General features: G+C 74.1%; 21 protein-coding genes and 2 pseudogenes. 10 read left to right on the plus strand and 13 right to left on the minus strand.

What is annotated here, in order from left to right; genetic code table 11:
* Positions 1-12: 12 nt before the first annotated feature.
* Positions 13-588: a hypothetical protein gene (locus tag ACIQTO_RS05330; RefSeq protein ID WP_402383161.1), complete on the plus strand. Its 576-nt coding sequence runs from the start codon at positions 13-15 to the stop codon at positions 586-588.
* Positions 589-1,234: 646 nt separating this feature from the next.
* Positions 1,235-1,807, plus strand: coding sequence for a hypothetical protein (locus tag ACIQTO_RS05335; protein WP_402383164.1), 573 nt, complete (start codon positions 1,235-1,237; stop codon positions 1,805-1,807).
* 44 nt (positions 1,808-1,851) lie between these two features.
* On the opposite strand, the gene ACIQTO_RS05340 is transcribed toward ACIQTO_RS05335, so the two are convergent.
* On the minus strand, positions 1,852-2,784 hold the full coding sequence (locus ACIQTO_RS05340; protein ID WP_402383167.1) for a pentapeptide repeat-containing protein: 933 nt from the start codon (positions 2,782-2,784) through the stop codon (positions 1,852-1,854).
* 265 nt (positions 2,785-3,049) lie between these two features.
* Between ACIQTO_RS05340 and ACIQTO_RS05345 the strand changes: the two genes are divergently transcribed.
* Positions 3,050-4,699: a DUF2079 domain-containing protein gene (locus ACIQTO_RS05345; RefSeq protein ID WP_402383169.1), complete on the plus strand. Its 1,650-nt coding sequence runs from the start codon at positions 3,050-3,052 to the stop codon at positions 4,697-4,699.
* Positions 4,700-5,080: 381 nt separating this feature from the next.
* On the opposite strand, the gene ACIQTO_RS05350 is transcribed toward ACIQTO_RS05345, so the two are convergent.
* From ACIQTO_RS05350 to ACIQTO_RS05360, 3 genes and pseudogenes are all read right to left on the minus strand, one after another.
* Positions 5,081-5,893 carry an SGNH/GDSL hydrolase family protein gene (locus tag ACIQTO_RS05350; protein ID WP_402383172.1) on the minus strand — a complete coding sequence of 271 codons (813 nt, stop codon included), beginning with the start codon at positions 5,891-5,893 and terminating at the stop codon, positions 5,081-5,083.
* Between the two features lie 487 nt (positions 5,894-6,380).
* Positions 6,381-6,833: a DUF3291 domain-containing protein gene (locus tag ACIQTO_RS05355; protein WP_402383174.1), complete on the minus strand. Its 453-nt coding sequence runs from the start codon at positions 6,831-6,833 to the stop codon at positions 6,381-6,383.
* 103 nt (positions 6,834-6,936) lie between these two features.
* Positions 6,937-7,320 (minus strand): annotated as a pseudogene (locus ACIQTO_RS05360) (winged helix-turn-helix transcriptional regulator); the annotation flags it as partial.
* 96 nt (positions 7,321-7,416) lie between these two features.
* Between ACIQTO_RS05360 and ACIQTO_RS05365 the strand changes: the two are divergent.
* The 3 genes from ACIQTO_RS05365 to ACIQTO_RS05375 all read left to right on the plus strand — a co-directional run bounded on the left by ACIQTO_RS05365 (position 7,417) and on the right by ACIQTO_RS05375 (position 9,719).
* Positions 7,417-8,631 carry a pyridoxal phosphate-dependent aminotransferase gene (locus ACIQTO_RS05365; RefSeq protein ID WP_402383176.1) on the plus strand — a complete coding sequence of 405 codons (1,215 nt, stop codon included), beginning with the start codon at positions 7,417-7,419 and terminating at the stop codon, positions 8,629-8,631.
* Positions 8,632-8,742: 111 nt separating this feature from the next.
* Complete coding sequence (locus ACIQTO_RS05370) at positions 8,743-9,375, plus strand: pyridoxamine 5'-phosphate oxidase family protein (protein WP_402383179.1); 633 nt, start codon at positions 8,743-8,745, stop codon at positions 9,373-9,375.
* A gap of 11 nt (positions 9,376-9,386) precedes the next feature.
* Positions 9,387-9,719 (plus strand): YnfA family protein, encoded by a 333-nt coding sequence (locus tag ACIQTO_RS05375; protein ID WP_402383181.1) that lies wholly within the window; start codon positions 9,387-9,389, stop codon positions 9,717-9,719.
* A 58-nt stretch (positions 9,720-9,777) separates the two neighbouring features.
* Here ACIQTO_RS05375 and ACIQTO_RS05380 read toward each other — a convergent pair whose 3' ends face one another.
* Entirely contained in the window at positions 9,778-10,866 is a 1,089-nt protein-coding gene (locus tag ACIQTO_RS05380; RefSeq protein ID WP_402383183.1) for a sugar ABC transporter substrate-binding protein, read from the minus strand.
* A 276-nt stretch (positions 10,867-11,142) separates the two neighbouring features.
* Here ACIQTO_RS05380 and ACIQTO_RS05385 point away from each other — a divergent pair, with 276 nt between their 5' ends.
* Positions 11,143-11,628 carry a peroxiredoxin gene (locus ACIQTO_RS05385; protein WP_402383185.1) on the plus strand — a complete coding sequence of 162 codons (486 nt, stop codon included), beginning with the start codon at positions 11,143-11,145 and terminating at the stop codon, positions 11,626-11,628.
* 127 nt (positions 11,629-11,755) lie between these two features.
* On the opposite strand, the gene ACIQTO_RS05390 is transcribed toward ACIQTO_RS05385, so the two are convergent.
* From ACIQTO_RS05390 to ACIQTO_RS05405, 4 genes are all read right to left on the minus strand, one after another.
* The gene (locus tag ACIQTO_RS05390) at positions 11,756-13,423 is read right to left on the minus strand and encodes a fibronectin type III domain-containing protein (protein WP_402383187.1); all 1,668 of its coding nucleotides are present in this window, start codon (positions 13,421-13,423) and stop codon (positions 11,756-11,758) included.
* A 238-nt stretch (positions 13,424-13,661) separates the two neighbouring features.
* Positions 13,662-13,925, minus strand: coding sequence for a hypothetical protein (locus ACIQTO_RS05395; protein ID WP_360629539.1), 264 nt, complete (start codon positions 13,923-13,925; stop codon positions 13,662-13,664).
* Positions 13,926-14,031: 106 nt separating this feature from the next.
* On the minus strand, positions 14,032-14,442 hold the full coding sequence (locus ACIQTO_RS05400) for a (2Fe-2S) ferredoxin domain-containing protein (protein WP_402383190.1): 411 nt from the start codon (positions 14,440-14,442) through the stop codon (positions 14,032-14,034).
* 4 nt (positions 14,443-14,446) lie between these two features.
* The gene (locus tag ACIQTO_RS05405) at positions 14,447-16,435 is read right to left on the minus strand and encodes a heavy metal translocating P-type ATPase (protein WP_402383193.1); all 1,989 of its coding nucleotides are present in this window, start codon (positions 16,433-16,435) and stop codon (positions 14,447-14,449) included.
* 70 nt (positions 16,436-16,505) lie between these two features.
* Between ACIQTO_RS05405 and ACIQTO_RS05410 the strand changes: the two genes are divergently transcribed.
* A complete protein-coding gene (locus tag ACIQTO_RS05410) occupies positions 16,506-16,856 on the plus strand; it encodes an ArsR/SmtB family transcription factor (protein WP_402383196.1) in 351 nt (116 codons plus the stop codon).
* A gap of 124 nt (positions 16,857-16,980) precedes the next feature.
* A complete protein-coding gene (gene lepB / locus ACIQTO_RS05415; RefSeq protein ID WP_402383199.1) occupies positions 16,981-17,649 on the plus strand; it encodes a signal peptidase I in 669 nt (222 codons plus the stop codon).
* A 19-nt stretch (positions 17,650-17,668) separates the two neighbouring features.
* Here lepB and ACIQTO_RS05420 read toward each other — a convergent pair.
* Together ACIQTO_RS05420 and ACIQTO_RS05425 are read right to left on the minus strand one after the other, a co-directional pair.
* Positions 17,669-17,893, minus strand: a pseudogene (locus tag ACIQTO_RS05420) (winged helix-turn-helix transcriptional regulator); the annotation flags it as partial.
* Complete coding sequence (locus ACIQTO_RS05425) at positions 17,830-18,222, minus strand: winged helix-turn-helix transcriptional regulator (RefSeq protein WP_402384224.1); 393 nt, start codon at positions 18,220-18,222, stop codon at positions 17,830-17,832. The gene ACIQTO_RS05425 and the pseudogene ACIQTO_RS05420, both read right to left, overlap by 64 nt.
* Before the next feature lie 124 nt (positions 18,223-18,346).
* On the opposite strand from ACIQTO_RS05425, the gene ACIQTO_RS05430 reads away from it, so the two are divergent.
* Complete coding sequence (locus ACIQTO_RS05430; RefSeq protein WP_402383201.1) at positions 18,347-18,994, plus strand: NADPH-dependent F420 reductase; 648 nt, start codon at positions 18,347-18,349, stop codon at positions 18,992-18,994.
* Positions 18,995-19,007: 13 nt separating this feature from the next.
* Here ACIQTO_RS05430 and ACIQTO_RS05435 read toward each other — a convergent pair whose 3' ends face one another.
* Both ACIQTO_RS05435 and ACIQTO_RS05440 read right to left on the minus strand, forming a co-directional pair.
* Positions 19,008-20,999, minus strand: coding sequence for a protein kinase (locus ACIQTO_RS05435; protein WP_402383204.1), 1,992 nt, complete (start codon positions 20,997-20,999; stop codon positions 19,008-19,010).
* Positions 21,000-21,278: 279 nt separating this feature from the next.
* Complete coding sequence (locus ACIQTO_RS05440; protein WP_402383207.1) at positions 21,279-22,934, minus strand: FAD-binding dehydrogenase; 1,656 nt, start codon at positions 22,932-22,934, stop codon at positions 21,279-21,281.
* Positions 22,935-23,043 lie beyond the last annotated feature (109 nt).

The following is a 23,043-nucleotide window of genomic DNA, read 5'->3' on the forward strand; positions in this document are numbered from 1 at the left end:
AAGGCCCGCGCGGTGCCCGTCGTCCTCACCGCCCTCGCCGCGACCTTCGCGCTGGGCCTGCTCATCGGCGACGGCGAACTACCGGTACCCGCACTGCGCGGTCACGCCGGCCACTTCCTGGTGGCACACGTCGTCACGCTGCTCCCCGCGGTGTTCCTGCTGCACGGCCTCGGCCGGGGCGACCTGCGGTCCGAGGCGGTCGCCGGACGATTCCTGCGCGGGCTGGACACCGGACTCGTCTGGGCCGTCGCCGCGGCGGGCGCAGCGGCGGGTCTGCTCGCCCACGCGACCGGCCAGAGCGACCTCGCCCTCGTCCTCGCCCGCAACATCGCCGGCTACCTCGGCACGGCGTTGCTGCTCCACCCCCTGATCGGCCACCGCCCGGCCGCCGCCGTGATCGCGGCCGTCCCGCTGCTCTGCTCGGCGGCCGGCTGGCACCCCGACGGCCGCCCCCAACCCTGGGCCTGGCCCCTCCACCCCGCGTCCTCCCCACCCGCCCTCGCCGCGGTGGCCCTCACCCTCCTCGCCGGCACCACCTGCGCCCTGCTCCGCCACCGCCCACCGGTAGACCTGCACGTCCTGACCTGACCACCCGTACGTGGGAAGTCGGCGGGCCCGACTTCCCACGCGGCGATCCCTGCTGAGGCGAAACGTTCCTCCACCTCACCAAGACACAACACGTACCACCCCCGCATAGGAAGTCGGCCCATCCGACTCCCTACGCACGACCGAACAACACACACCCTCCCCAACCCCGTGCCATCGCCACCACCCCACCCCCGCACCGGAAATCGGCGCACCCCGACTTCCCGCGCAAGGAGCCCAGCCGAGGCGAAACGTTCCTCCACCTCACCGAAGCGCAACACCTACCAACCCCGCGTAGGAAGTCGGCCTGCCCGACTTCCTACGCTGCCACGACGGCTCGGGCGGTTGGCGCAGTTGGCCATCGCCGGGGCTGACGCATCGGTCAATCCGCACCAGAAGTCGGCCTGCCCGACTTCCTGCGCGGGGCCGTAGCAGCGACCGGTAACTGACCGCGTGTCGGCGGCGGGTGGCGCGATCGCCTCGGAAACCGATGAAGAGCAGACCGCGCGACCGTACATCTCAGCCGGTTGGTGACCACGGGTCACAGAGTTCGGCTCGCGGAGACGTGATCAGTAGGGTGTTCCCGGCCTCGCACCACACGAATGTTCGGCGGAGCCTCTGCCCGCGCTGTCCGAGAGAGGCGTTGCCGATGCACCCGAGTGTTGCCCGGTTGGCCGGGATTCTGCCGCCGCATTCCGGGGCCGGCGATCTCGTCGACTGGGGCGAGGTGGCCCACCGGTGGGTCACTCCGCTTCCGGCGGACTACCGCGACTTCGTCTCGGTCTACGGTGGCGGGTCGATCAACAGCTCGTTCTCCATAGCCCTGCCACTGAAGGTCGCCTCCCCCGACCCCCTGGAATTCGAGGCGTTGCTGGACTTCGAGGCGGTGATCGAGTGCGGGTACGAGTTGCTCGACCTGGACCCCGCCGACGGCCCGGCGCTGGCGGGGAGGATCTCGTGGGCCGTGGATTGCAGCGCGAGTCAGGCGTTCTGGGACACCACGGATCCGGATCCGGACCGGTGGACCACCCTCGTACTCACCCGCGACGGTGACTGGGTCGCGTACGACTGCGGCATGGCCGACTTCCTCGTCGGGTTCCTGACCGGCGAGATCCGTCCTCAACCCATGGGCATGTTCTCCCCGGAGCAGCCGGTCTTCCTGAACTGGCGGGAGGAACGACGTCTCCGGGAGACGGGCATCGATCCCTGGCCCCACCTCTGACCGTCCGAACCGACCAGGCCAGGCCAGGCGAGGGTCAGCCGCGGTCAGCCGCGGCGCGGTCGGCCGCCCGGGCCGCCCGAGCGGCCGGAGCGGGGCTTGCGCGGCCCCCGGCGTTCGGCGGCCGCCGGGGCGCCGGTGGCCGAGGCGACCGGGGCGGCCGTGGTGGCCCAGTGGCCGGGGCGGGTGAGGGCGGGAGGCAGCTTGGCGGCGGCGTCGCCGCGGGCCGCGTTGAGCTGGGCCTGGGTGAGGAAGAGCGCCCCGGTGAGGTCGGCGCCCGCCAGGTTCGCGTCCCGGAGGTCGGCGCCGATCAGGTCGGCCATCCGCAGGTCGGCGCCGGAGAGGTCGGCCGCGACGAGCAGCGCGCCGCGCAGGTTGGCGCCCCGCAGGTCCGCGCCGCGCAGGCGGGCGCCGAACAGGTCAGCGCCCCGGTGCTCCTTGCGGCGCGGGACGGCGGCCCGGACCAGCTCGCTCGCCTTCAGCAGCAGTTCGCTCACCTCCTGGCGGTGGGCGGGCACGTCCACCGCCAGGATCTCCGCCGGGGTGCCGGCCGCGAGCCGGTCGGTCTCCGCCCGGGCCCGGCTCAGCTCGGCGTGGACCGGGCGGGCGGGCTCGTAGGAGAGCGCCTCGGTGAGGTACCAGAGAAGTTCGTGCAGCTGGCGCACCACCGGGAACACGTCGGCCATCCGCCGGGTGTCCTCCGGTGCCTCGCGCCAGCTCCGGCCGCCGAAGGTGACCTGGGAGACGCGCTGGCCGGCTCCGAAGCAGTCGTAGACCGTGCAGCCCGGGAAGCCGCTGTCGCGCAGCCGGGCGTGGATGCCGCAGCCGAAGTCGGCCTGGAGGTTGCGGCACGGGGTACCGGCCGGCTTGTCGACGGCGAAGTCGGCACCGGCCGCGAACGGCAGCGCGACGCAGCACAGCCCGAAGCAGCTCCCGCAGTCGGAGAGCAGGCTGATCGGGGCGGGCGTGGGCTCGGTCACTGTGCTGGTGATCCTCCGTACGGGGGCGCCCGGGCGGTCCGGGCCCACGGGGTGGCAGGGGCAGCAAGGGTTGCCGGGGCTGCCGGGGGCTCGTGAAGGGCCTGCCGTAGAGCGTACCGACACCATCACCGGGCCCGGGGCCGCCCGGGAACCGGGAGACCGGGAACGGCAGTCCGTTAGTGTGGTCGGCCGGTGTCGGTTCGGGGTCCGTACGAATCGGGGGCACCGCAGGCACCGAGGCAACCGAACAGTGGAGGAAGCAGGCATGTCCCGGCACGACGTGACGGCGTACCCGGACACCGAGGGCGGCGAGGATGCCGGGAGCGCCTCGGCGGCGCCCGCGGACGGCGCGGCCCCTCCGGAGGCCGGGGCCCCGCGCTTCCCCCGCCGCGCCCGCACCGCCGCCCTCACCCTGCTCTGCTTCGCCGTCTGCCTCGCGATCGGCGCCCAGCAGTGGGCGACCGCCCAGCTGGGCGGCTTCGACCTCGGCATCTTCGACCAGGGGGTGCGCGGGTACGCGCACTTCGGCCTACCGGTGTCGACGCTGAAGAGCTTCCACCACGAGTTCCCCCCGGATTTCTCCCTCCTCGGCGACCACTTCTCCCCGGTGATCGCGCTGTTGGCGCCGCTGTACTGGCTCTGGGACGACCCGCGCTCGCTCCTCGTCGGCCAGGCGCTGCTGTTCGCGGCCGGGGTGCCGCTGATCCGCCGGATCGCCGACCGCTGCTTCGCGGACGCCGACCCGCGCACCGCCCGCCGGGCCGCCGACCTCGCCGCGCTCGCCTACGGGCTGGGCTGGCCGCTGCTGGTGGCCTCGCGCGGCGGCTTCCACGAGGTCGCCTTCGCCGTCCCGCTCACCCTGCTGATGCTGGAGCGCGGACTGGCCCGCCGCTACGGCACGGCGGCGCTGGCCGGTCTGCTGCTGTGCTGCACCAAGGAGGACCTGGGGCTGGCGGTCGGCGCGTACGGGCTGGTGCTGCTGCTGCGGGCCCGCCGGGACGAGGACCGCGACCGGCGCCGGCAGACCGCCCGCTGGGGCGTCGGCTTCCTGCTCGGCGGACCGCTCGCCTCGGTGCTGGCGATCGCCTGGCTGGTACCGGCGATGGGCGGGGTGCCGGGCTACTACTGGAACTACGCCGCACTGGGCGAGGACGGCGGCGACGCGGTCTCCCACGTGCTCGGCAACCCCACCCTGCTGGTCTCGACCCTCTTCGACGCGCCGCTGAAGCCGCTGCTGCTGCTCTGGCTCTTCGGCACCCTCTTCCTTCTGCCGCTGCGCTCCGCGACGGTGCTCTGCGCCCTGCCGCTGCTGGCCGAGCGGGTGCTCTCCAGCAACCCGAACCACTGGTCGATCGCCCGCCACTACGACGCGTTCCTGTGGCCGATCCTGCTGGTCGCGGCGCTGGAGGTACTGGGCCGACGACACGACGTCGCGCGCACCCGGCGGCTCGGCGTGGCGGCCGCCGCCCTGACGGTCGCGGTCGCGCTGCCGCTCGGGGCGGCCAACCTGTTCGTCCCCGCCTACTGGCAGCCGAAGCCCAGCGAGGCCGCGCTGATCCGGGGCGCCGGGAAGATCCCGGACGGCGCCTCGGTCGAGGCCGACAACCAGGCCGCGCCCCGGCTGACCGCCCGCACCGACGTGGTGCTGGTGGACGGCACCCCGCGCGGGCGCGAGTACGTGCTGATCCGCTCCGACAAGCGCGCCTTCCCGTTCAAGACCGACCGCGAGCAGGCGGCCCGGATCGAGCTGCTGCTGGCGCACGGCTACCGCCAGATCTGGGCCGAGGACGGCGTCGTCCTGCTGCACCGGGAGAGCACCGAGCCGATCCCGGGCGAGCACGTGCCCGGGCCCGACAGCACGGGGTACCAGGACGAGGTGCCGTCCGACGTCGGCCACAACCTCTTCCGGGGCTGACCCGGGGGCAGGGTTCCGGACGCCGGGCCTGCCCAGTCGGTGCCGCGCCCGCCCGTCGGGCGGTACGCGGGCGTTCGGGTGGCGCCGGCCGCCTTGCGGGACGACCCGACGGCGGCGGGTGACCCGTACGCGGGTGACCTGCGGGCCGGCCACGGGTCACCCGGAGTCCGGAGGTCTCACGCGAAACCCCCGCGCCGGCACACCGGCCCCGAAGAGCGTCTCGGACCCAGCCGGCCGTCCGCCCCTCCTCCAGAAGGGCCGGCACGAATCCGTCGCACCGGCACACCCGCCCCCGGAGAGCGCCCCCGACCCGGCCGGCCGCCCCTCCCCCCAGGAGGACCGGTAGCGGCCGAACTCTCCGGTGTACCCCGCCCGGTCCGCTCAGCCCTCGTAGGGCAGCAGCTCGGCGCGCTTCGGCGGCCGGCCGTCGCCGGAGGAGCGGCCGGTGAGGCGGCGGCCGACCCAGGGGCCGAGGTGGGTCCGGGCCCACCGGGCGTCGGCGGCCAGTTTCTCCGCCCGGCGCGGCGGGGCGGCGGCCGTCAGCGGGGCGCGCCAGTCGAAGGCCGCGGGGCGGCCGAGCGCCTCCAGGACGGCTTCGGCGACCCGGCGGTGCCCCTCGGGGGCGAGGTGCAGGCGGTCCTCGGCCCAGAGGCGGCGGTCGTCGAAGCAGGGGGCGGAGAAGAGGTCGACCACCGCGATGCCCGGGGCCCGGCCGAGCTCGTGCACGAAGGCCTTCATCCGCAGGATGGCGGGGAGCAGCCGGGCACTGCCGGCCATCCGGCGGGTGGGGTCGGTGCTGGTGAACATCACCACGGTGGCGCCGGTGGCGCGCAGCGCGGTGGCGGCGCGGCCGAGCAGGTCCTCGACCTGGGCGATGTCGCAGCGCGGCCGCAGCACGTCGTTGAGTCCGCCGGCCAGGGTGACGAGGTCGGCGCGCATCGCGGCGGCGGTGGTCAGCTGCTCCTCGTGGATCTGGCCGATCAGCTTGCCCCGGACGGCGAGGTTGGCGTACCGGAAGGTGCCGGTCGGCTGCTCGGCGGCGAGCCGGTCGGCGACCCGGTCGGCCCAGCCGCGGTAGTGGCCGTCGGGCAGCAGGTCGTCGCACATGCCCTCGGTGAAGGAGTCCCCGACGGCGACGTAACTGGTGTACCCGGTGGGCTCGGTGGGCGCGCTCTGCTCCGTTGTTCTCTCCATGGCCCGACGATCGTACGCGCAGCTCCGGTCGGCCGCCGGGGACACCCCCGGCGTCTCCGGTCCGCCCGGCGGGGGCCGCCGGGCCCGGATCAACGGCGGCGGCAACAGAACGGCGACCGGTCGTTTATCGGCCTGCGGCACAGTGGGTCGGGCCGGGAGGGGACGCCCGGCGAGCACCGCCCACCGGGGTACGGCACCCGGGCGGCGCCGGCGGTCGTCGGCCGCGCACCGTCGCGACCACGCCCTCCGGGCCGCCCGGCGACCGGCGCGGACCGACGACCAGCAACGGGGGAGCTGGTCGCCGGAGTCCGGGTCGGAGCCGTCGCCGGTACGGAGGGGTCCGCGCGGTTCTCCGGGGAGAGCCGCGCGGACCCGCTCCGCAGCGGACAGCCGTGCGGGACAGCCGTGCGGGACAAACCTGCCGAAGAGCCCTGCCGAACAGCCCTGCCCGACAACCCTGCCGCAGCACCGGGGCCGCCGCCCGTGCTCAGGCGGTCGGCGGCTCGTACGCCTGCCGCATCGTGAACGCCTCCGCCGTCGGGCCCTGCGCGCGCAGCAGGGTGAGCCGCTGCTCGGCCTCCTGCGGGGTGGGGCGGTGGCCGGCCGGCACCCACCACAGGACGGTCATCGCCTCGACCGGCCGGCTGAACCACTCCCGCCGCCGGCGCATCACGGCCCGGTGCTCGGGGTGGAGGACGAAGGCGTCGAGAGCCTTCGGGTCGCGCCAGACCGAGAGGTTGACCAGCAGCCACTCGTCGTCGAAGATCCGGAACCCGGTGGCGTAACCGCCCTCCTCCTTCAGCCGCCAGACGAAACCGTCCGCCTCGTCGGCGAGCGCGTTGACGGGTCCGAGGGCGGCGACGAAGTCCGCGAGCAGCGGGCTGTCGATCGGTTCGAGCATCCGCGAGATGTTCACCTGGGCGAGTTCGTAGGAGGTCATCCGCCGGACTCTAGCCCGTCAACACGGCTTCGTCCGACGGGTTTTCGAACCGGTCCGCCACCTCGGAGACATCATCGGGAGCGCCCTCGGGGCTGCCCCCGGGAACGCCCCCGGCCGCGCCGGCCGGCCCGGTGACCCAGTGCTCCCGCACGGCGTCCGTCGGCCGCTGGTCGCCGAGCAGGCCGAGGCCCCAGGCGCCCAGTGCGTCGACCACCCCGCTCAGCGTCGCGCCCTGCGCGGTGAGCTCGTACACGGTGGCGTTGGCGGGCCGCTCCAGCCGTCGGCGCAGCACCAGGCCCTCGCCCTCCAGCTGCTTGAGCCGGGTGGCGAGGATGTCGGTGGAGACGCCGGGCAGGTCGGCGTGCAGGTCGGTGTAGCGGCGCGGGCCGGCGAGGAGTTCACGGACGATCAGGAGACTCCAGCGCTCCCCCACCGCGTCCAGGGCGCGGGCGACGGCGCAGTACTGGTCGTAGCTTCGGCGTGACATGTGGATCAGCATAGCCAAAAGGTTGGACTTTCCAAGTGCTTACTTGGTAGAACAAAGCAACCAGAACGTGCGGGGTGACCGGTCGGGAGGCCTCAGATGGAGTTTCGGCAGTCCAGCAAGCTGCAGGACGTGTGCTACGAGATCCGCGGCCCGGTGGTCGACCGGGCCAACGCGCTGGAGGAGGCCGGGCACAGCGTGCTGCGGCTGAACACCGGCAATCCGGCCACGTTCGGCTTCGAGGCGCCGGAGGAGATCCTCCAGGACATCATCCGCAACCTGCCCAACGCGCACGGCTACAGCGACTCGCGCGGCATCCTGCCGGCCCGCCGCGCGGTGGTGCAGTACTACCAGCAGCGCGGTGTGGCCGGAGTGACCGTCAACGACGTCTACCTCGGCAACGGGGTCTCCGAGCTGATCCAGATGGCCGTCACGGCCCTGGTCGACAACGGCGACGAGGTCCTCGTCCCGATGCCCGACTACCCGCTCTGGACGGCCGTGGTCCGGCTGGCCGGCGGCAAGGCCGTCCACTACGCCTGCGACGAGCAGGCCGAGTGGTACCCCGACCTCGACGACATCGCGGCCAAGATCACCCACCGCACCAAGGCCATCGTCGTCATCAACCCCAACAACCCGACCGGCGCGGTCTATCCGAAGGAACTGCTGGAGGGCATCCTCGACCTCGCCCGGCGGCACCAGCTGATGGTGCTGGCCGACGAGATCTACGACAAGATCCTCTACGACGGCACCGAGCACCACTGCCTGGCCGCGCTCGCCGAGGACGTGCTGACCCTCACCTTCAACGGCCTCTCCAAGTCCTACCGGGTGGCCGGCTTCCGCAGCGGCTGGCTGGTCGTCTCCGGGCCCAAGCAGCACGCCACCGACTACCTGGAGGGCCTGACCATGCTCTCCGGCATGCGTCTGTGCCCCAACGTCCCGGCCCAGTACGCCGTCCAGGCGGCGCTCGGCGGCCACCAGTCCATCAACGACCTCGTCCTGCCCACCGGCCGGCTCGCCGAGCAGCGCGACGTCGCGTACAAGGCGCTGAACGAGATCCCCGGCGTCAGCTGCGTGAAGCCCAAGGGCGCGCTGTACGCGTTCGCCAAGCTGGACCCGGCGGTGCACCGGATCGTCGACGACGAGCAGTTCGTGCTGGACCTGCTGCTGCGCGAGAAGATCCACGTCGTCCAGGGCACCGGCTTCAACTGGCCGCGCCCGGACCACTTCCGCTTCGTCACCCTCCCCCGGGCCGACGACCTGGAGACGGCGATCAACCGGATCGGACGGTTCCTCACCACCTACCGGCAGGCCTGACGCCCCCTCGCCCCCCTGAGCCCCCGTGGCCCCCGTGACCCTGCGGGGCCCCACCGGGCCCACGCGGCCCCGGCATACCATCGACCCGTTACCGGATCGAGGGGGACGACCGTGGACACCCACGACTGCACCGAAGTCACCGACGCCGCCGAACTGCGCGCCCTGCTCGGCGGACCGAGCGCCCGCGACGCCGCCAAGGAGCGCCGCACCCTGCACGAGCACGACCGGGCCTTCATCGCCGCCGCGCCGTTCTGCGTGATGGCCACCGCCGGGGCGGACGGCACCTGCGACGCCTCGCCGAAGGGGGACCCGGCCGGCTTCACCCTCGTGCTGGACGAGCGCACCATCGCCGTGCCGGAACGGCCGGGCAACCGGCGGGCGGACGGCTTCCACAACATCCTGGCCAACCCGCACGTCGGACTGCTGTACCTGGTCCCGGGCCGCGGCGACACCCTGCGGGTCAACGGCCGGGCGAGGCTGGTGCGCGACGCGCCGTTCTTCGACCGGCTGGCCGTCGAGGGGCACCGCCCGCGGCTCGCCGTCGTGGTCGAGATCGAGGCGGTCTACTACCACTGCTCCAAGGCCTTCCTGCGCTCCGCCCTCTGGAAGCCGGAGACCTGGAACCCGGACGCCGCGCCCTCCCGCGCCCGGATCGCCAAGAGCCTGGAGCGCCAGGACGAGCCGCTGGCCGCCCTGGAGGAGTACTACGGCCCGTCCTACGGGGGCGACCTCTACGGCTCGTAGGCTTGCCGACCATGACCGTCCTGCGCTCCGCCGCCCTGTTCGCCCTCGCCGCCCTCGCCGAGATCGGCGGCTGCTGGCTGATCTGGCAGAGCGTGCGCGAGGCACGGCCGTGGTGGCTGGCCGGCCTGGGCGTGGTACTGCTCGGCGGGTACGGCTTCGTCGCCGCGCTCCAGCCGGACAGCTCCTTCGGCCGGGTGCTGGCCGCGTACGGCGGGGTCTTCGTGGCGGGTTCGCTGCTCTGGGGCATGGCGGTGGACGGTTTCCGGCCCACCCGCTACGACGTGGCCGGGGCGCTGGTCTGCCTGGCCGGGGTCGCCGTGATCATGTACGGGCCCCGGCGCTGAGCGACCGCCCCGAGCCACCGTCCCGGGGCGGCCCCGGGAGGGCCGCCCCGGGCGCGCGCTATTTGACGCCGGCCGCCTCGCAGGCCTCCGCGAACGGCGCGGCGCAGATCTCGGACGCCTTGTACAGGCCGCCGCCGACCACGGTGGCCTGCACCTTCGCCCTGGTCACCACGATCGGGGTGAGCAGCAGCGAGGGGATCCGCTGCCCGCCGCTGTCGACGCCCGCGTTGGCCGCCGCGTTGATGTCCATCCCCTTCAGCAGCTGGACGGCGATGCTCCCGGCCGCGTCCGCCTCCGGCTTGTACGGCTTGTAGACGGTGTAGGTCTGCTCACCGGTGAGCACCCGGCGCACCGCGTCGATGGAGGCGTCCTGGCCGCCGACCGGGACGTTCTTGATCCCGGACGCCTTCAGCGCCTCGATGACCGAGGCGGCCATGCCGTCGTTGGCCGCGTACACGGCCTGGAAGCCGTCCTTGCCGAGGGTCTTGATGGCCTCGTTGGTCTTCGCCAGGGCCACCTCCGGCTTCCACTCGCCGGACTGCTCGTAGGCGATCTTCTTGACCCGCCCGTCGAGGGCCCGGTGCGCGCCGGCCTTGAACATCGCGGCGTTGGGGTCGGACTCGGCTCCGTTGATCATCACGACCGTCGCGGCGGCGGCCTTCGGACCGAGCGCGTCCAGCAGGGCCTGGCCCTGGATCTCGCCGGTGCGCTGGTTGTCGAAGGAGACGTACGCGGCGACCTTGCCCTCGGCCAGCCGGTCGTAGGCGACGACCTTCACGCCCTTGGCGGCGGCGGCCTCCACCCAGGAGGCCGTGATCTTGGCGTTCACCGGGTCGAGCAGGACGACCTTGACGCCCTTGGCCAGCAGGTCGTCGAACTGCTGCTTCTGGCGGGTCTCGTCGCCGTCCGCGTTGGCGTAGTCGACGACGCACCCGGTGCAGAGGGAGGCCACCGTGGACTCGATCAGCGGCTTGTCGAAGGCCTCGTACCGGGTGGAGGAGGTCTTCTCGGGCAGCAGCAGACCGATGGTCGTACTCCCGACACCGCCCGACTGCGGCGCTCCGTCGCTCTGACCGCAGGCTGCGAGGGTGAGGGACAGCGCCAGCGCGCCGGTGCCCGCGGCGGCGCGCCGGGTCGTTCTGTTCATGGTGGGTGGTGCCTCCTGACTGCGCCGCGGCATTGCGGCAGAGGACGGAGTAAAGCCCGCGCCGACGATTCCGTCAATAACTGAAGGGAAACTCGGAGTGTCACTGCTTGATTCGTTATGAAGTGAAGAGCTTGCGTGCATTCCTGCACGACGTCCGCGAAGTCTCCGAAGATCGGCATCAACTCTTCAACGACAAAGGAGCGGCAACCTCCCGGCCACCGTGCCCGGGCATAGGGTGGCGGCGACCGCGCCACCCACCCGAAGGATCGGACAACGATGGCGAAACCACCCGAAGTCGGCTCCCCCGCCCCTGAGTTCACCCTGCCCGGTCTGCTGCTCGACGAGGAGGCCGACACCGCCGAACGCCGCGAGTACCGCCTCACCGAGGCCAAGGGCAGCCCGCTGGTCCTGGTCTTCTACCCCGGCGACGACACCCCCGTCTGCACCAAGCAGCTCTGCTCGTACAGCTCCGACCTGGACCGCTTCCGCGGACTCGGCGCCACCGTGTGGGGCATCAGCCCGCAGGGCCTGGACAGCCACGAGCGGTTCGCCCGCAAGCACCACCTGGGCTTCCCCCTGCTCGCCGACCCGGACCGGACCGTCGTCCGCGCCTACGGCATCGCCGTTCCCGGGCTCGGGCTGCGCCGTTCGGTGTTCGTCCTGGACGGCGACGGCACGGTCCGCTGGAAGCACGTCGCCCTCGCCGGGCTGACCTTCCAGCACAGCGACACCCTCGCGGCGCAGCTGGCCGCACTCGGCTAGACCCGCCGCCGCAACCCCGCCGCAGCAGCCCCGCCCCGACCGGCCCGCCCCGACCGGTCGGGCCCGGACACGCCGGTGGCCCGGCCGGGGACTCCCCGGCCGGGCCACCCGAGCGTGGCGGAGCGGACTACCAGCCCCAGCCGCCGCCCTCGCCGTCGTCGTCGGTCGCGCTGTCCCAGCCCTCGCCGACCTTCCGCACGATGGTGTAGTGGTCGACCTGCGTGCCGTTCTCGGCGAGCGCGGTCACCTTCATCGAGGACTTCTGGCCCAGGTGCGCCGGGGTGACGTCGACCTTGATGAAGGAGTAGCCGGTGTACCGGACCCGGGACCACTCGACCGTCTCGGTCACCTTCACGCCGCCCTTGGCGAAGTGGTAGGTGTTCACCGAGTCGAGGTGGTTCTCGTGACCCTCGTAGGTGTCCGGGGCGTCGAAGCTGTACAGGCTGCGGCCGGCCGCGCCCGCCGTCACGTACACCACGCCGTCGGTGGCCGGCTCGACGGTGGCACCGCTCGGCACCGCCTTGGAGACCTTGTTCCCGAGGATCGCGTCGGTGCGCTCGTAGACGTGGTTGTGACCGTTGATCACCAGGTCCACCCGGTACTTCTCGAACAGCGGCACCCACGCCTCGCGCACCCCGCCCTCGGAGGCGTGCTGGTGGGTGGTGGAGAAGGCGCAGTGGTGGAAGAAGACCACGACGAAGTCGACGGTCTCGTCGTTGCGGAAGTCCTTCAGCGTGCGCTGCAGCCACTTGGTCTGCTTGCCCGCCGAGATGCCCAGGTTGGCCGGGATCTCGTAGGAGACGTCGTTGGCGTCCAGCGAGATGACGCCGACGTTCTTGTAGCGGAAGCTGTAGACGCCGGGGACGGTCCGCGGGTCCGGGCCGTTGTCCGGCAGGTAGAAGCGGTTGTTCTCGCCGCCGTACCCGTTGTGCGAGTACCAGGCCTCCATGTCGTGGTTGCCGTAGGAGACCATCCACGGGACCTTCGAGGCCACCGTCTCGGTCTGCGCCAGGAAGGCGTCCCAGGTCTTGGCGTTGTACGAGGTCCTGTCGGCGTCCTGGCCGGAGCCGGCCGGGTCGGCGTAGCAGATGTCGCCGGCGTGCAGGTGGAAGGCCGGGTTCTGGGCCAGGATGACGCTGTCGTTGCCGGCCGCGTGGGCGCTGACGCCCTGGTCACCGAAGGCGGTGAAGGTGAACGGCTCGTACACCTTGCCCCAGCGGTGGTCGCGCGAGGGCGCGGTGCGGAAGGTGCTCAGGGCGGAGACCGCCTGCTGCGAGGCCGGGTCGAAGCCCTGGTGGCCGACGCCGTAGTAGTACGTGGTGTCGGGCTGGAGGTCCTCCAGCGCGACGTGCAGGTAGTACTGGTCCACCGGCTGGCCGGTCGGCGTCAGCGCGGGGGTGTGCAGGGTGCGCACCTCGGCCTGGACCTTGTGGCTGAGGTCCCACGGCTGCTTGCCGTAGCGCAGGAACGGCTTCTTCACCGGCGCCGGGACCTGCCAGGAGACCCGGAACTGGGTGTCCGGCTCGGGACCGAAGGCGAGGTGCCGGCCGATCGGGGCGACGAGCGCGCCGTCGATGCCGTCGGTGACCCCGCCGGCCAGCAGCTGCGGGGAGGCGGGCGCGGCGCTCGCGGTGCCGCTGCCCAGCGCACCGCCCACCGCCAGGGCACCGACGGTGACGGCGCCGGAGCGCAGCATCCGGCGGCGGGAGAAGCGGGCCCGCAGGTACTCGTGCTGCTCGGCCATGCTCATGCGGTCGGCGAGCTTCGCGGGCACGCCCATGTTGGGGATATCCATGGGCGGGACTCTTCCAGCGAAGCGTTGACCGCACACGGACGCCCGGTGAACGCGCACCGGCGTGCCGGTCAGTCGAACGCCAATGTTCGACCATGTCTCGGCAAAGCCGCTCCGGGCACCCGGGGACCGCGGGGATCATCCGCCCCGGGCCGCCGGGTCCTGACGCACTGCCGCCGTCCGAAGGAACGGCACTCGGCTGAGCGGGACTCAGACAGCGGGCCACAGCGGGGCGGGGCGCTCAGCGGGGCGGCGGGGCGATCTCGTCCCAGCTGGACGGGGCGCGGTTGCCGGTGCCGTCGCAGGTGCGGCAGACCTCGTCACGGTAGGCGTGCTTGGCGCCGGCCGCGTCGACCCGGTAGCGGACGTAGACACCGGTGCCGTCGCAGAGGAAGCAGTTGCCGCCACCGCCGCCGACCTCGGTGGTGCCGGTGCCCTGGCAGGTGCGGCAGCTGAGACCGGCGGTGCGGCCGGTGCCCGCGCAGATGCGGCAGACCGTGGTCACGTCGTGATTCCTCCCAAGCCGGGGCGCCCGGTAAATGGTAGTGCCCCGGCCCGCCCCGCGGACCGCCCCGGCGGAGGGCGCTCCGCGGGCCCGGCTCCCGAAGGCCTCAGCCCGGCAGGCCGTCGCGGACCCGGCGGGAGACGGTGACCTGCTGGAGGTCGAGCAGCCCGGGCGGCTCGGCCAGGCCGGGGCCGCCGGCGTGCACCCACTCGGCTATCTCCTCGACCATGTCGTCCGCCAGGACCCAGCCCAGCCAGACCGGGCGGCCGCCCGCCGCCCGGCCCTCGCTCGACGGGCCGACCACCACGACGTTGGAGTGCGCGCAGGCGTCCAGGCACTTGACCGCCCGGACCTTGCCCGCCGCGCCGACGGCCTCGCGCAGCCGCTCGTACTGGCCCGCGTGGTCGACGTCCGGGTGCTTCTCCCGGGTGCCGCAGCAGCAGCCCCGGCAGACGGTGACGGTCACCGGGGCCGCGGCCCCCTTGGTGCCACCGCGCTCACGGTCTCGACGGCTCATCGGCTCAGCACTCCTCGTGGTTCGCGGCCCCGCCGTTCGGGGCTTCCTGTCGGAGGGCCCGCAGCCACGCCCGTTCGCGCAGCAGCCGCAGCCCGTTGAGGCCGACGATCACGGTGGAGCCCTCGTGCCCGGCGACACCGAGCGGCAGGGGCAGCGTACCGGCCAGGTCCCAGAGCACCAGGACGGTGATGAAGGTCCCGGCGATCACCAGGTTCTGCACGACCAGCCGGCGGGCCCGCCGGGACAGCGCCACCACGGCCGGGACGGCGGTCAGTTCGTCGCGCACCACCACCGCGTCCGCGGTCTCCAGGGCGAGGTCGGAGCCGGCCCGGCCCATCGCGACCCCGCTGTGCGCGGCGGCCAGCGCGGGGGCGTCGTTGACGCCGTCGCCGACCATCAGCACCCGGTGCCCGCGGTCGGCCAGGTCACGGACCGCCGCCACCTTGTCCTGGGGCAGCAGCCCGCCCCGGACGTCGGTCAGGCCGACCTCCCGGGCGAGGTGCTCGGCGGCGAGCCGGTTGTCGCCGGTGAGCAGCACCGGCGGGCGGGCGGTGAGCGCGGCCAGACCCCGGACTGCGGCCGCGGCCTGCTCGCGCGGGCGGTCCGCGAGGCCCAGCACGCCGACGGGTTCGCCGTCGCGCAGCACCAGGACGGCGGTACGGCCGGCCTCCTCCAGCGCGGTGACGGCGGGGTGCGCGCGGTACGGGCCGGGGGCGCCCACCGCGACGACCGCGCCGCCGACCACGGCCCGCACGCCGATCCCCGGGGTGGCGGTGAAGTCGGTGGCGGCGGGCGGCGTCAGGCCGCGCTCGCGGGCGGCGGCGACCACCGCGCGGGCCAGCGGGTGCTCACTCGGGTGTTCGGCGGCGGCCGCGAGGGCCAGCAACTCGCCCTCGGTGACGCCCAGCGGGCGCAGCTCGACCACCCTCGGCGTGCCCTCGGTGAGGGTGCCGGTCTTGTCCAGGGCGACGGCGTCCACCTGGCCGAGCCGCTCCATCACCACGGCGGACTTGACCAGCACGCCGTGCCGGCCGGCGTTGGCGATGGCGGAGAGCAGCGGCGGCATGGTGGCCAGCACCACGGCGCACGGCGAGGCGACGATCATGAACGTCATGGCGCGCAGCAGGGTGCCGGTCAGCTCGGCGCCCAGCGCGAGCGGGACGGCGAACAGCAGCAGGGTGGCGGCCACCAGGCCGGCGGCGTAGCGCTGTTCGACCTTCTCGACGAACAGCTGGGTGGGGGCCTTGGTCTCGGAGGCCTCCTGCACCATGGCGACGATCCGGGCGATCACCGAGTCGGCGGCGTCGCGTTCGACCCGGATCCGCAGCGCGCCGGAGCCGTTGAGCGTGCCCGCGTACACCTCGTCGCCGACGGACCGGGCGACGGGCAGCGGCTCGCCGGTGATGGTGGCCTGGTCGACGTCGCTGCGGCCGTCGAGGACCCGGCCGTCGGCACCGATCCGCTCACCGGGGCGGACCAGCACGGTGTCGCCGACGGCGAGCGCGGCGGTGGGGACGCTCTCCTCCCGGCCGTCGGCGGTGAGCCGGCAGGCGGTGGCGGGGGCGAGGTCGAGCAGGCCCCGGACGGAGTCGGCGGTGCGGGCGGTGGCCAGCGCCTCCAGGGCGCCGCTGGTCGCGAAGATCACGATCAGCAGGGCGCCGTCCAGCACCTGGCCGATGGCGGCGGCGCCGACCGCGGCGACCACCATCAGCAGGTCGACGTCGAGGGTCCGCTCGCGCAGTGCCCGCAGCCCGGCCAGGGCGGGCTCCCAGCCGCCGGCCAGGTAGGCGGCCGCGTAGAGCGTGCCGCGGGCCCAGCCGGGGCCGTCGAGCAACTGGAGGGCGAGTGCGGCCAGGAAGGCCGCGGTGGCGGCGGCCGCCCAGCGGGCCTCGGGCAGGGCGAGCACCCGGGTGCGGCGGGGCGGTGCCGTCGCGGGGGCGGCGGCGGCCGCCGGCCGGGTGAGCAGGGCACTGGAGACGGGCGTCGCGGACATGGCCGTCACCATACAGGAACACATGAACAAGCTTTCATCCATCGGCGGCGGCTGCCCGTAGGATGCCCCCATGGGACACGCAGCCGCCGAGAACACCGTGCCGCAGATGCGCCTCGACGCGTCCAACGCGGCCAAGGTGGCGAGCACCCTCCAGGCCCTGGCCACCCCCTCCCGCCTGCTGATACTCGCCCAGCTGCGGGAGGGCCCGCGGGGCGCCACCGAACTCGCCGACGCCGTCGGCATGGAGCAGTCCGCCTGCTCCCACCAGCTCCGCCTGCTGCGCAACCTCGGCCTGGTCGTCGGCGAACGCCGGGGCCGCTCGGTGGTCTACTCGCTCCACGACCACCACGTCGCCGCCCTGCTCGACCAGGCCGTCTACCACGTCGATCACCTGCGCCTCGGCCTCACCGACGACAACTAGGGTCCGGCCGGCCCCGTCCCGGCACCCACTCGACCAGCCCCGTCCCGACACCCGCCGGATCCGCCGACGGCGCCGCGCCCTAAGGTGTGGCCCGTCCCAATGGATCAAGGAAGGACGGTTGACGATGGCGGGTCCGAAGCGGTGGCCACTGTGGACGTCGGTCGGAGTGGGGGTGGCGGGTCTGCTGACGGCCGCCTTCGGATGCGCCCTGCTGGCGTTCGGCTACTCCGTACACAACCTGCCGAGCCAGGCGATGGCCCCGACCCTGGTGCAGGGCGGCCAGATCATCACCGAGAAGGTGCGCGGCGACGAGGTGCGGCGGGGCGACGTCGTCCTGGTCGACAGTCCCTGGGGCCTGCGGGGCATGGTCGCCAAACGCGTCGTCGGCCTCGGCGGCGACCACCTCGCCTGCTGCCCGCAGGGAGGCCTCACCCTCAACGGGCAGCCGCTCGCCGAGCCCTACACCTACCAGGGTTCGCCGAACGGCACCTTCGCGCAGTACGACGCCGTCGTCCCCGCGGGGCGGCTCTTCCTGCTCGGCGACAACCGCGTCGACTCGCTCGACTCCCGGATGTACCTGACCGACCAGCAGGGCAGCGTCGACGCCTCGGCCGTCCGCGAGCGGGTGGTCTGGCACAACGGCGCGGACTCGGCCGCCCTCCCGGGGAGGCTGCTCGGCGCCCTGGCCGCGATCGGCGGGGGCGGGCTGCTGTTCCTCGCCGGGGCGATCGGCGCGATCGTCGCCGCCGTCGTCGGGGCCCGCCGCCGGCGACGGGCGCCACTCCCGGCCTGACCGGGGGTCGGACCCACTCCCCCAGCGCCTCCAAGCTGGGCAGCAGGGTGCGACCCGGCGGAGTCAGGGCATACTCGACACGCGGCGGAGCCTGCGGATAACTACGGCGCTCCACCGGACCGTTGAACTCCAACCGGCACAACGTCCCGCCCACGGACGCCGCCCCGGCACGACCGGAGGTCAGCCCCGCTCCAGCGCCCGGTCCTGGGCCTCCAACACCGCGTCGCCGTGCCGGAAGCCCCACTCCCCCAGCGCCTCCAGACTGGGCAGCAACGTGCGGCCGAGCGGAGTCAGGGCATACTCGACACGCGGCGGGACCTGCGGATAACTACGGCGCTCCACCAGACCGTTGAACTCCAGCCGGCGCAGCGTCTCGGTGAGGACCTTGGCGCTGATGCCGCCGATCCGCGCGCGCAGCTCGCCGGGGCGCTCGGGGGCGTCGCGCAGGGCCCAGAGCACCACCGAGTTCCAGGTGTTGGCCAGCAGATCGAAGGCCAGCCGGGCCCGGCAGTCCGCCAGGAACACCCCGCCCCCGACACCCGCACCCGCACCCGCACCCGCACCCGCACCCATCACACCGTCCGCCGTCATCGACGCCCCCATTCTCTCCGGCCCGGCACGCACCGATCGGTAACCATCGCCGTTCCTAGAGTCATCCCGAACCGGCCGACCGGGCCGGCGCAGGAGGGGATCTCAGATGCGGGTCGGCATCATCGGAGCGGGCAGTATGGCGCGGGCGCTCGGCGGGCAGTGGGCCCGGGCCGGGCACGAGGTGGCGTTCGGCGCCCGCGACGCCACCCGCGCCGCGGCGGCGGCGCGGCAGCTGGGCGAGGGCGCGCGGGCCCTGGAAGACCCGGCGGCGGCCGCGGAGTTCGGCGAGGCGGTGCTGCTCGCCGTACCGGCCGACCAGGTGGAGCGGGTGGTCGCCCGGGCGGCCCCGCCGGCCGGGCGGGTGCTGATCGACTGCACCAACCCGATCGCCGGCGGCACGCTCACCCTCACCACGGCCGGCGGGCCGTCGATGGCCGAGCGGATCGCCGCCGCCGCGCCCGGCACGCACGTGGTGAAGGCGTTCAACCTCTGCCACGAGAGCGTCTGGCGGCGCACCCCGCCGGTCTTCGACGGGCGCCCGCTGGCCGTCCCGCTCTGCGGGGACGACCGGGCCGCGGTGGCCCTGGTCGGCCGGCTGGCCGCCCACCTCGGAGCCGATCCGGTGCCGGCCGGCGGCCTGGACCGCGCCGGGCTGCTGGAGGCGACGACCGCCTTCATGATCGGCCTCTGGTTCGCCGGCCGGGACGCCCAGGCCGTCCTCCCGCCGCTGGCGTACGCGGGCGGGGCGGGCTGAACGGGGCCCGGGATCAGGGCATCCGCCACTCCTGGTACTTGTTGCCCGGAGTGCAGGCGGTCATGGTGACCTGCTTGCCCGCGCCGTTGTCGGTCAGACAGGTCGACCCCATGTAGTCCTTGAGGTAGTAGGCGCCCGAGGTGCTCGCGCCGACCACCGACCAGTTGTTCATGAAGCTGAACCCCGGTGAGAGCAGCACCTTCTGGCTCACCTGGTTCGAGAAGTCGACGTCCTGGACGAGGGCCGGGCCGCTCAGGCTGCACGGGTAGATCTCGTACCAGCCGCCGGGGTTCGGCGCCGAGCGGACCCAGCCGTAGGCGGTCGTCCCGCCCATGACGGCCGCGGCGCCGGGCGCCGGGCTGTCGGTGGACAGGCCGAGCTTCTGGCCGTCGGCCACATTGACGATGGCACCCCAGTTGGCGCCGCCGCACCCGGCGGGCACGGCCGGCGCGGGCGGAGTCGACGGGGTCGGCTTGGGCGCGGGCTGGTCGGGCGCGGGCACCGACGGCGCGGGCTGATTGGGCACCGGGGCCGGCTGGTTGGGCGCCGGGGCCGGCGGCGCCGGCTGGTTGGGTGCGGACGCCGCCCCGCCACCGCTACCGCCGCCGCTACCGCTACCCGCCTTCGGCGGAGTGGCGGCGGACCCACCGGACGAACCGCCCGACGAACCGCCCGACGAACCGCCCGACGAACCACCGGACGAACCACCCGACGACCCGGTGCCGCCCGTCGTCGCCCCGCCGGCGGGGTTCGGCGCCGGGGCCGCGGGCTGCCCGCCGGTGGTCGGCGCGGGGGTGGCCCCGGGCTGGTCCGGCGGCGGGGTGCCGGGCGTCGTCTCCGCGCCCGACGGCGTGGTCGGGACGGGCTCGGCCGTCGGCGTGCCGGCCGTCGGCGGGTCGGTGATCACGGTGGCGGACACCGAGACGGCGGGCTGTGCCCCGGGGGTCTGCCCCTGCGCCTGGAACGGGCTCCGGTCGACCAGCAGGACCGTGGCGGCGCCGGTGGTGATGATCACCGGGACGACGACGGGCACCAGGAAGCGGCGCCAGGTCCGGCGCGCGGGGGGCTCGGGCGTGGTCCGGGGCGTCACCCGGGCGACCTCGACCGCCGGGCCCGCCGGCACGACGGGGGGAACGGCCCGCACCACCGCGGCGACCGGCGCGGACCGGTCGCCGACGGCCGCCCTGGCCGCGGCCGCCATCGCGGCGGCGTCGGCGAACCGGTCCCCCGGCTGCTTGGCCAGTGCCCGCGCCACGAACTCCCGTACCGCCGGCGGGAACTCCTCCGGCAGTTCCGGTGCGGGCTGCTGGACGTGCTTGAGCGCGACCTCGACCACACTCTCGCCGGTGAACGGCGGTAGGCCGGTGAGCAGTTCGTAGCAGACCACGCCGAGCGAGTAGAGGTCCGAGGCCGGTGTGACGCCCCCGCCGCCGGCCTGCTCGGGCGCCATGTACAGCGCGGTGCCGATCACCACGTTGGTCGCCGTGAGCGTGGTGCTCACGAGCGCCCGGGCGATGCCGAAGTCCGTCACCGTCACCCGGCCGTCGGCTCCGACCATCAGGTTCGACGGCTTGACGTCCCGGTGCACGATCTCCTGCCGGTGCGCGGCGTGCAGCGCGTCGAGCGCCGTGGCGAGCATGCTCAGCACCCGCTCGGGCGGCATCGGCCCGTCCTCGGCGAGGACCTTGTCCAGCGGCCGCCCGTCGACGAGTTCCATCACGATGTACGCGATCCGCTCGCCCTCGGCGCCGCCCTCGCCGCCGCTCTCCCCGTAGTCGTAGACGTCCACGATGCCCGGGTGGCTGATCGCGGCGAGCAACTGGGCCTCGCGCCGGAAGCGCCGGGCGAACGTCCCCTCCTCCAGCAGGCCCGCGTGCAGCACCTTGACCGCCACCTGCCGCTCCAGCACCCCGTCGTCGGCACGCCAGACGGCGCCCATGCCGCCGCCACCGATCCACTCGGTCAGCGTGTAGCGACCTCCGAGTACGGCCCCCCGACCAGTCATGCCCTGCCCTCTCGCGATGCGTCACGCCGACGGGTTGTCGACCACCCGTCAGATCCTGCCCCCAGTCTTCCTCACCGGCCGCCCCGTCGGTACCGGTCGCACCGGTCACATCGGGCGGCTCGGGCCGCGGCGGGCCGCCCCGCGTCCGGGCACCCGTCACCGCCGACCCCTCCGGCCCGCGCGGAACCGAGGAGCCTCGCCGGACCAGGGCGCTCCTTCCGGCCCGGCTGCAGGCCGCCGCGCGAGCCCGCCCCCTACCGCCGCGCGAGGGCCCGCCCGCTACGCCGTCGCGGCCGCCGCCGCCCGGCCCGCCGTGCGGCCGGAGAAGAGGCAGCCGCCGAGGAAGGTGCCCTCCAGCGAGCGGTAGCCGTGCACGCCGCCGCCGCCGAAGCCGGCCGCCTCGCCGGCCGCGTACACGCCCTCCAGTACCTCGCCGCCGGGCCGCAGCACCCGGGCGGAGAGGTCGGTCTCCAGCCCGCCGAGCGACTTGCGGGTCAGGATGCTCAGCCGGACGGCGATCAGCGGGGCGGCGGCCGGGTCGAGGATCCGGTGCGGCGCGGCCGTGCGGATCAGCTTGTCGCCCAGGTAGCGGCGGGCCCCGTGGATGGCGGTGACCTGGAGGTCCTTGGCGAACGGGTTGGCCAGCTGGCGGTCCCGGGCCTCGACGGTGCGCCGCAGCTCGTCCGGGTCGATCAGGGCCTCACGGGTCCGGGCGTTCATGCCGCGCGCGAGGTCCGGCAGGTTGCCGGCGACCACGAAGTCGGGGCCGTGCCGCAGGTGGGCCCGGACCGGGCCGGGGGCGCCCGGCAGGGCCCGGCCGAGGACACCGCGCAGCGAACGGCCGGTCAGGTCGGGGTTCTGCTCGGAGCCGGAGAGGGTGAACTCCTTCTCGATGATCTTCTGGCTGAGCACGAACCAGGTGTGGTCGTACCCGGTGGTCCGCAGGTGTTCGAGGGTGCCGAGGGTGTCGAACCCGGGGAAGAGCGGGACGGGCAGCCGGCGGCCGCGGGCGTCCAGCCAGAGCGAGGACGGGCCGGGCAGGATGCGGATGCCGTGCCGGGCCCAGATCGGGTCCCAGTTCTCGATGCCCTCGGTGTAGTGCCACATCCGGTCGCCGTTGATCAGGTTGGCGCCGGCCTCGCCGGTGATCCCCAGCATCAGTCCGTCGACGTGCGCGGGCACCCCGGAGAGCATCCGGTCGGGCGGGGTGCCGAGCCGGGCCGGCCAGGCCTTGCGGACCAGGTCGTGGTTGCCGCCGATGCCGCCGGAGGTGACGATCACGGCCTGGGCGCGGAGTTCGAAGTGACCGGCGACCTCGCGCGAACTGGCCGTGCCGCGGGCCGCGCCGCTGGGCACCAGCACCTCGCCGGCGACCGTGTCGGTGACGCCGGCGTGCGCGGACAGCCCGGTGACCCGGTGGCGGAACCGCAGGTCGACCAGGCCGCGTTCGGCGGCGGCCCGGACCCGGCGGACGAAGGGTTCGAGCAGACCGGGCCCGGTGCCCCAGGTGATGTGGAAGCGGGGGACGGAGTTGCCGGGCCCGTCGGCCAGCAGCCCGCCGCGCTCGGCCCAGCCGACGACCGGGAAGAACCGCACGCCCTGGGCGCGCAGCCAGGCCCGCTTCTCCCCCGCCGCGAAGTCGACGTACGCCTCGGCCCAGCGGCGCGGCCAGGCGTCCTCGGGGCGGTCGAAGCCGGCGGTGCCGTGCCAGTCCTGCAGGGCGAGCGCGTGCGAGTCGCGGATCCGCATCCGGCGCTGCTCGGGCGAGTCGACCAGGAAGAGGCCGCCGAAGGACCAGTGCGCCTGCCCGCCGAGCGAGGCCGCCGGTTCCTGGTCGAGCAGGATCACCCGCCGTCCGGCGTCGGCGAGTTCGGCGGTCGCGGCGAGGCCCGCGAGGCCGGCTCCGATGACGATGACATCGGCGTCCAGGGCCATGCGCTCTCCTCCATCAGTGATCCGGCGGTGCGGCCGGTGATCCGGCGGTGCGGCGTGCGCCCGATACTGCGGCCTGCGGCGGGGCGCGTCAACCGGTGGGTAACAAGCT

Origin of the sequence: Kitasatospora sp. NPDC091207 (genome assembly GCF_044768625.1) — a bacterium.
GTDB lineage: Bacteria > Actinomycetota > Actinomycetes > Streptomycetales > Streptomycetaceae > Kitasatospora.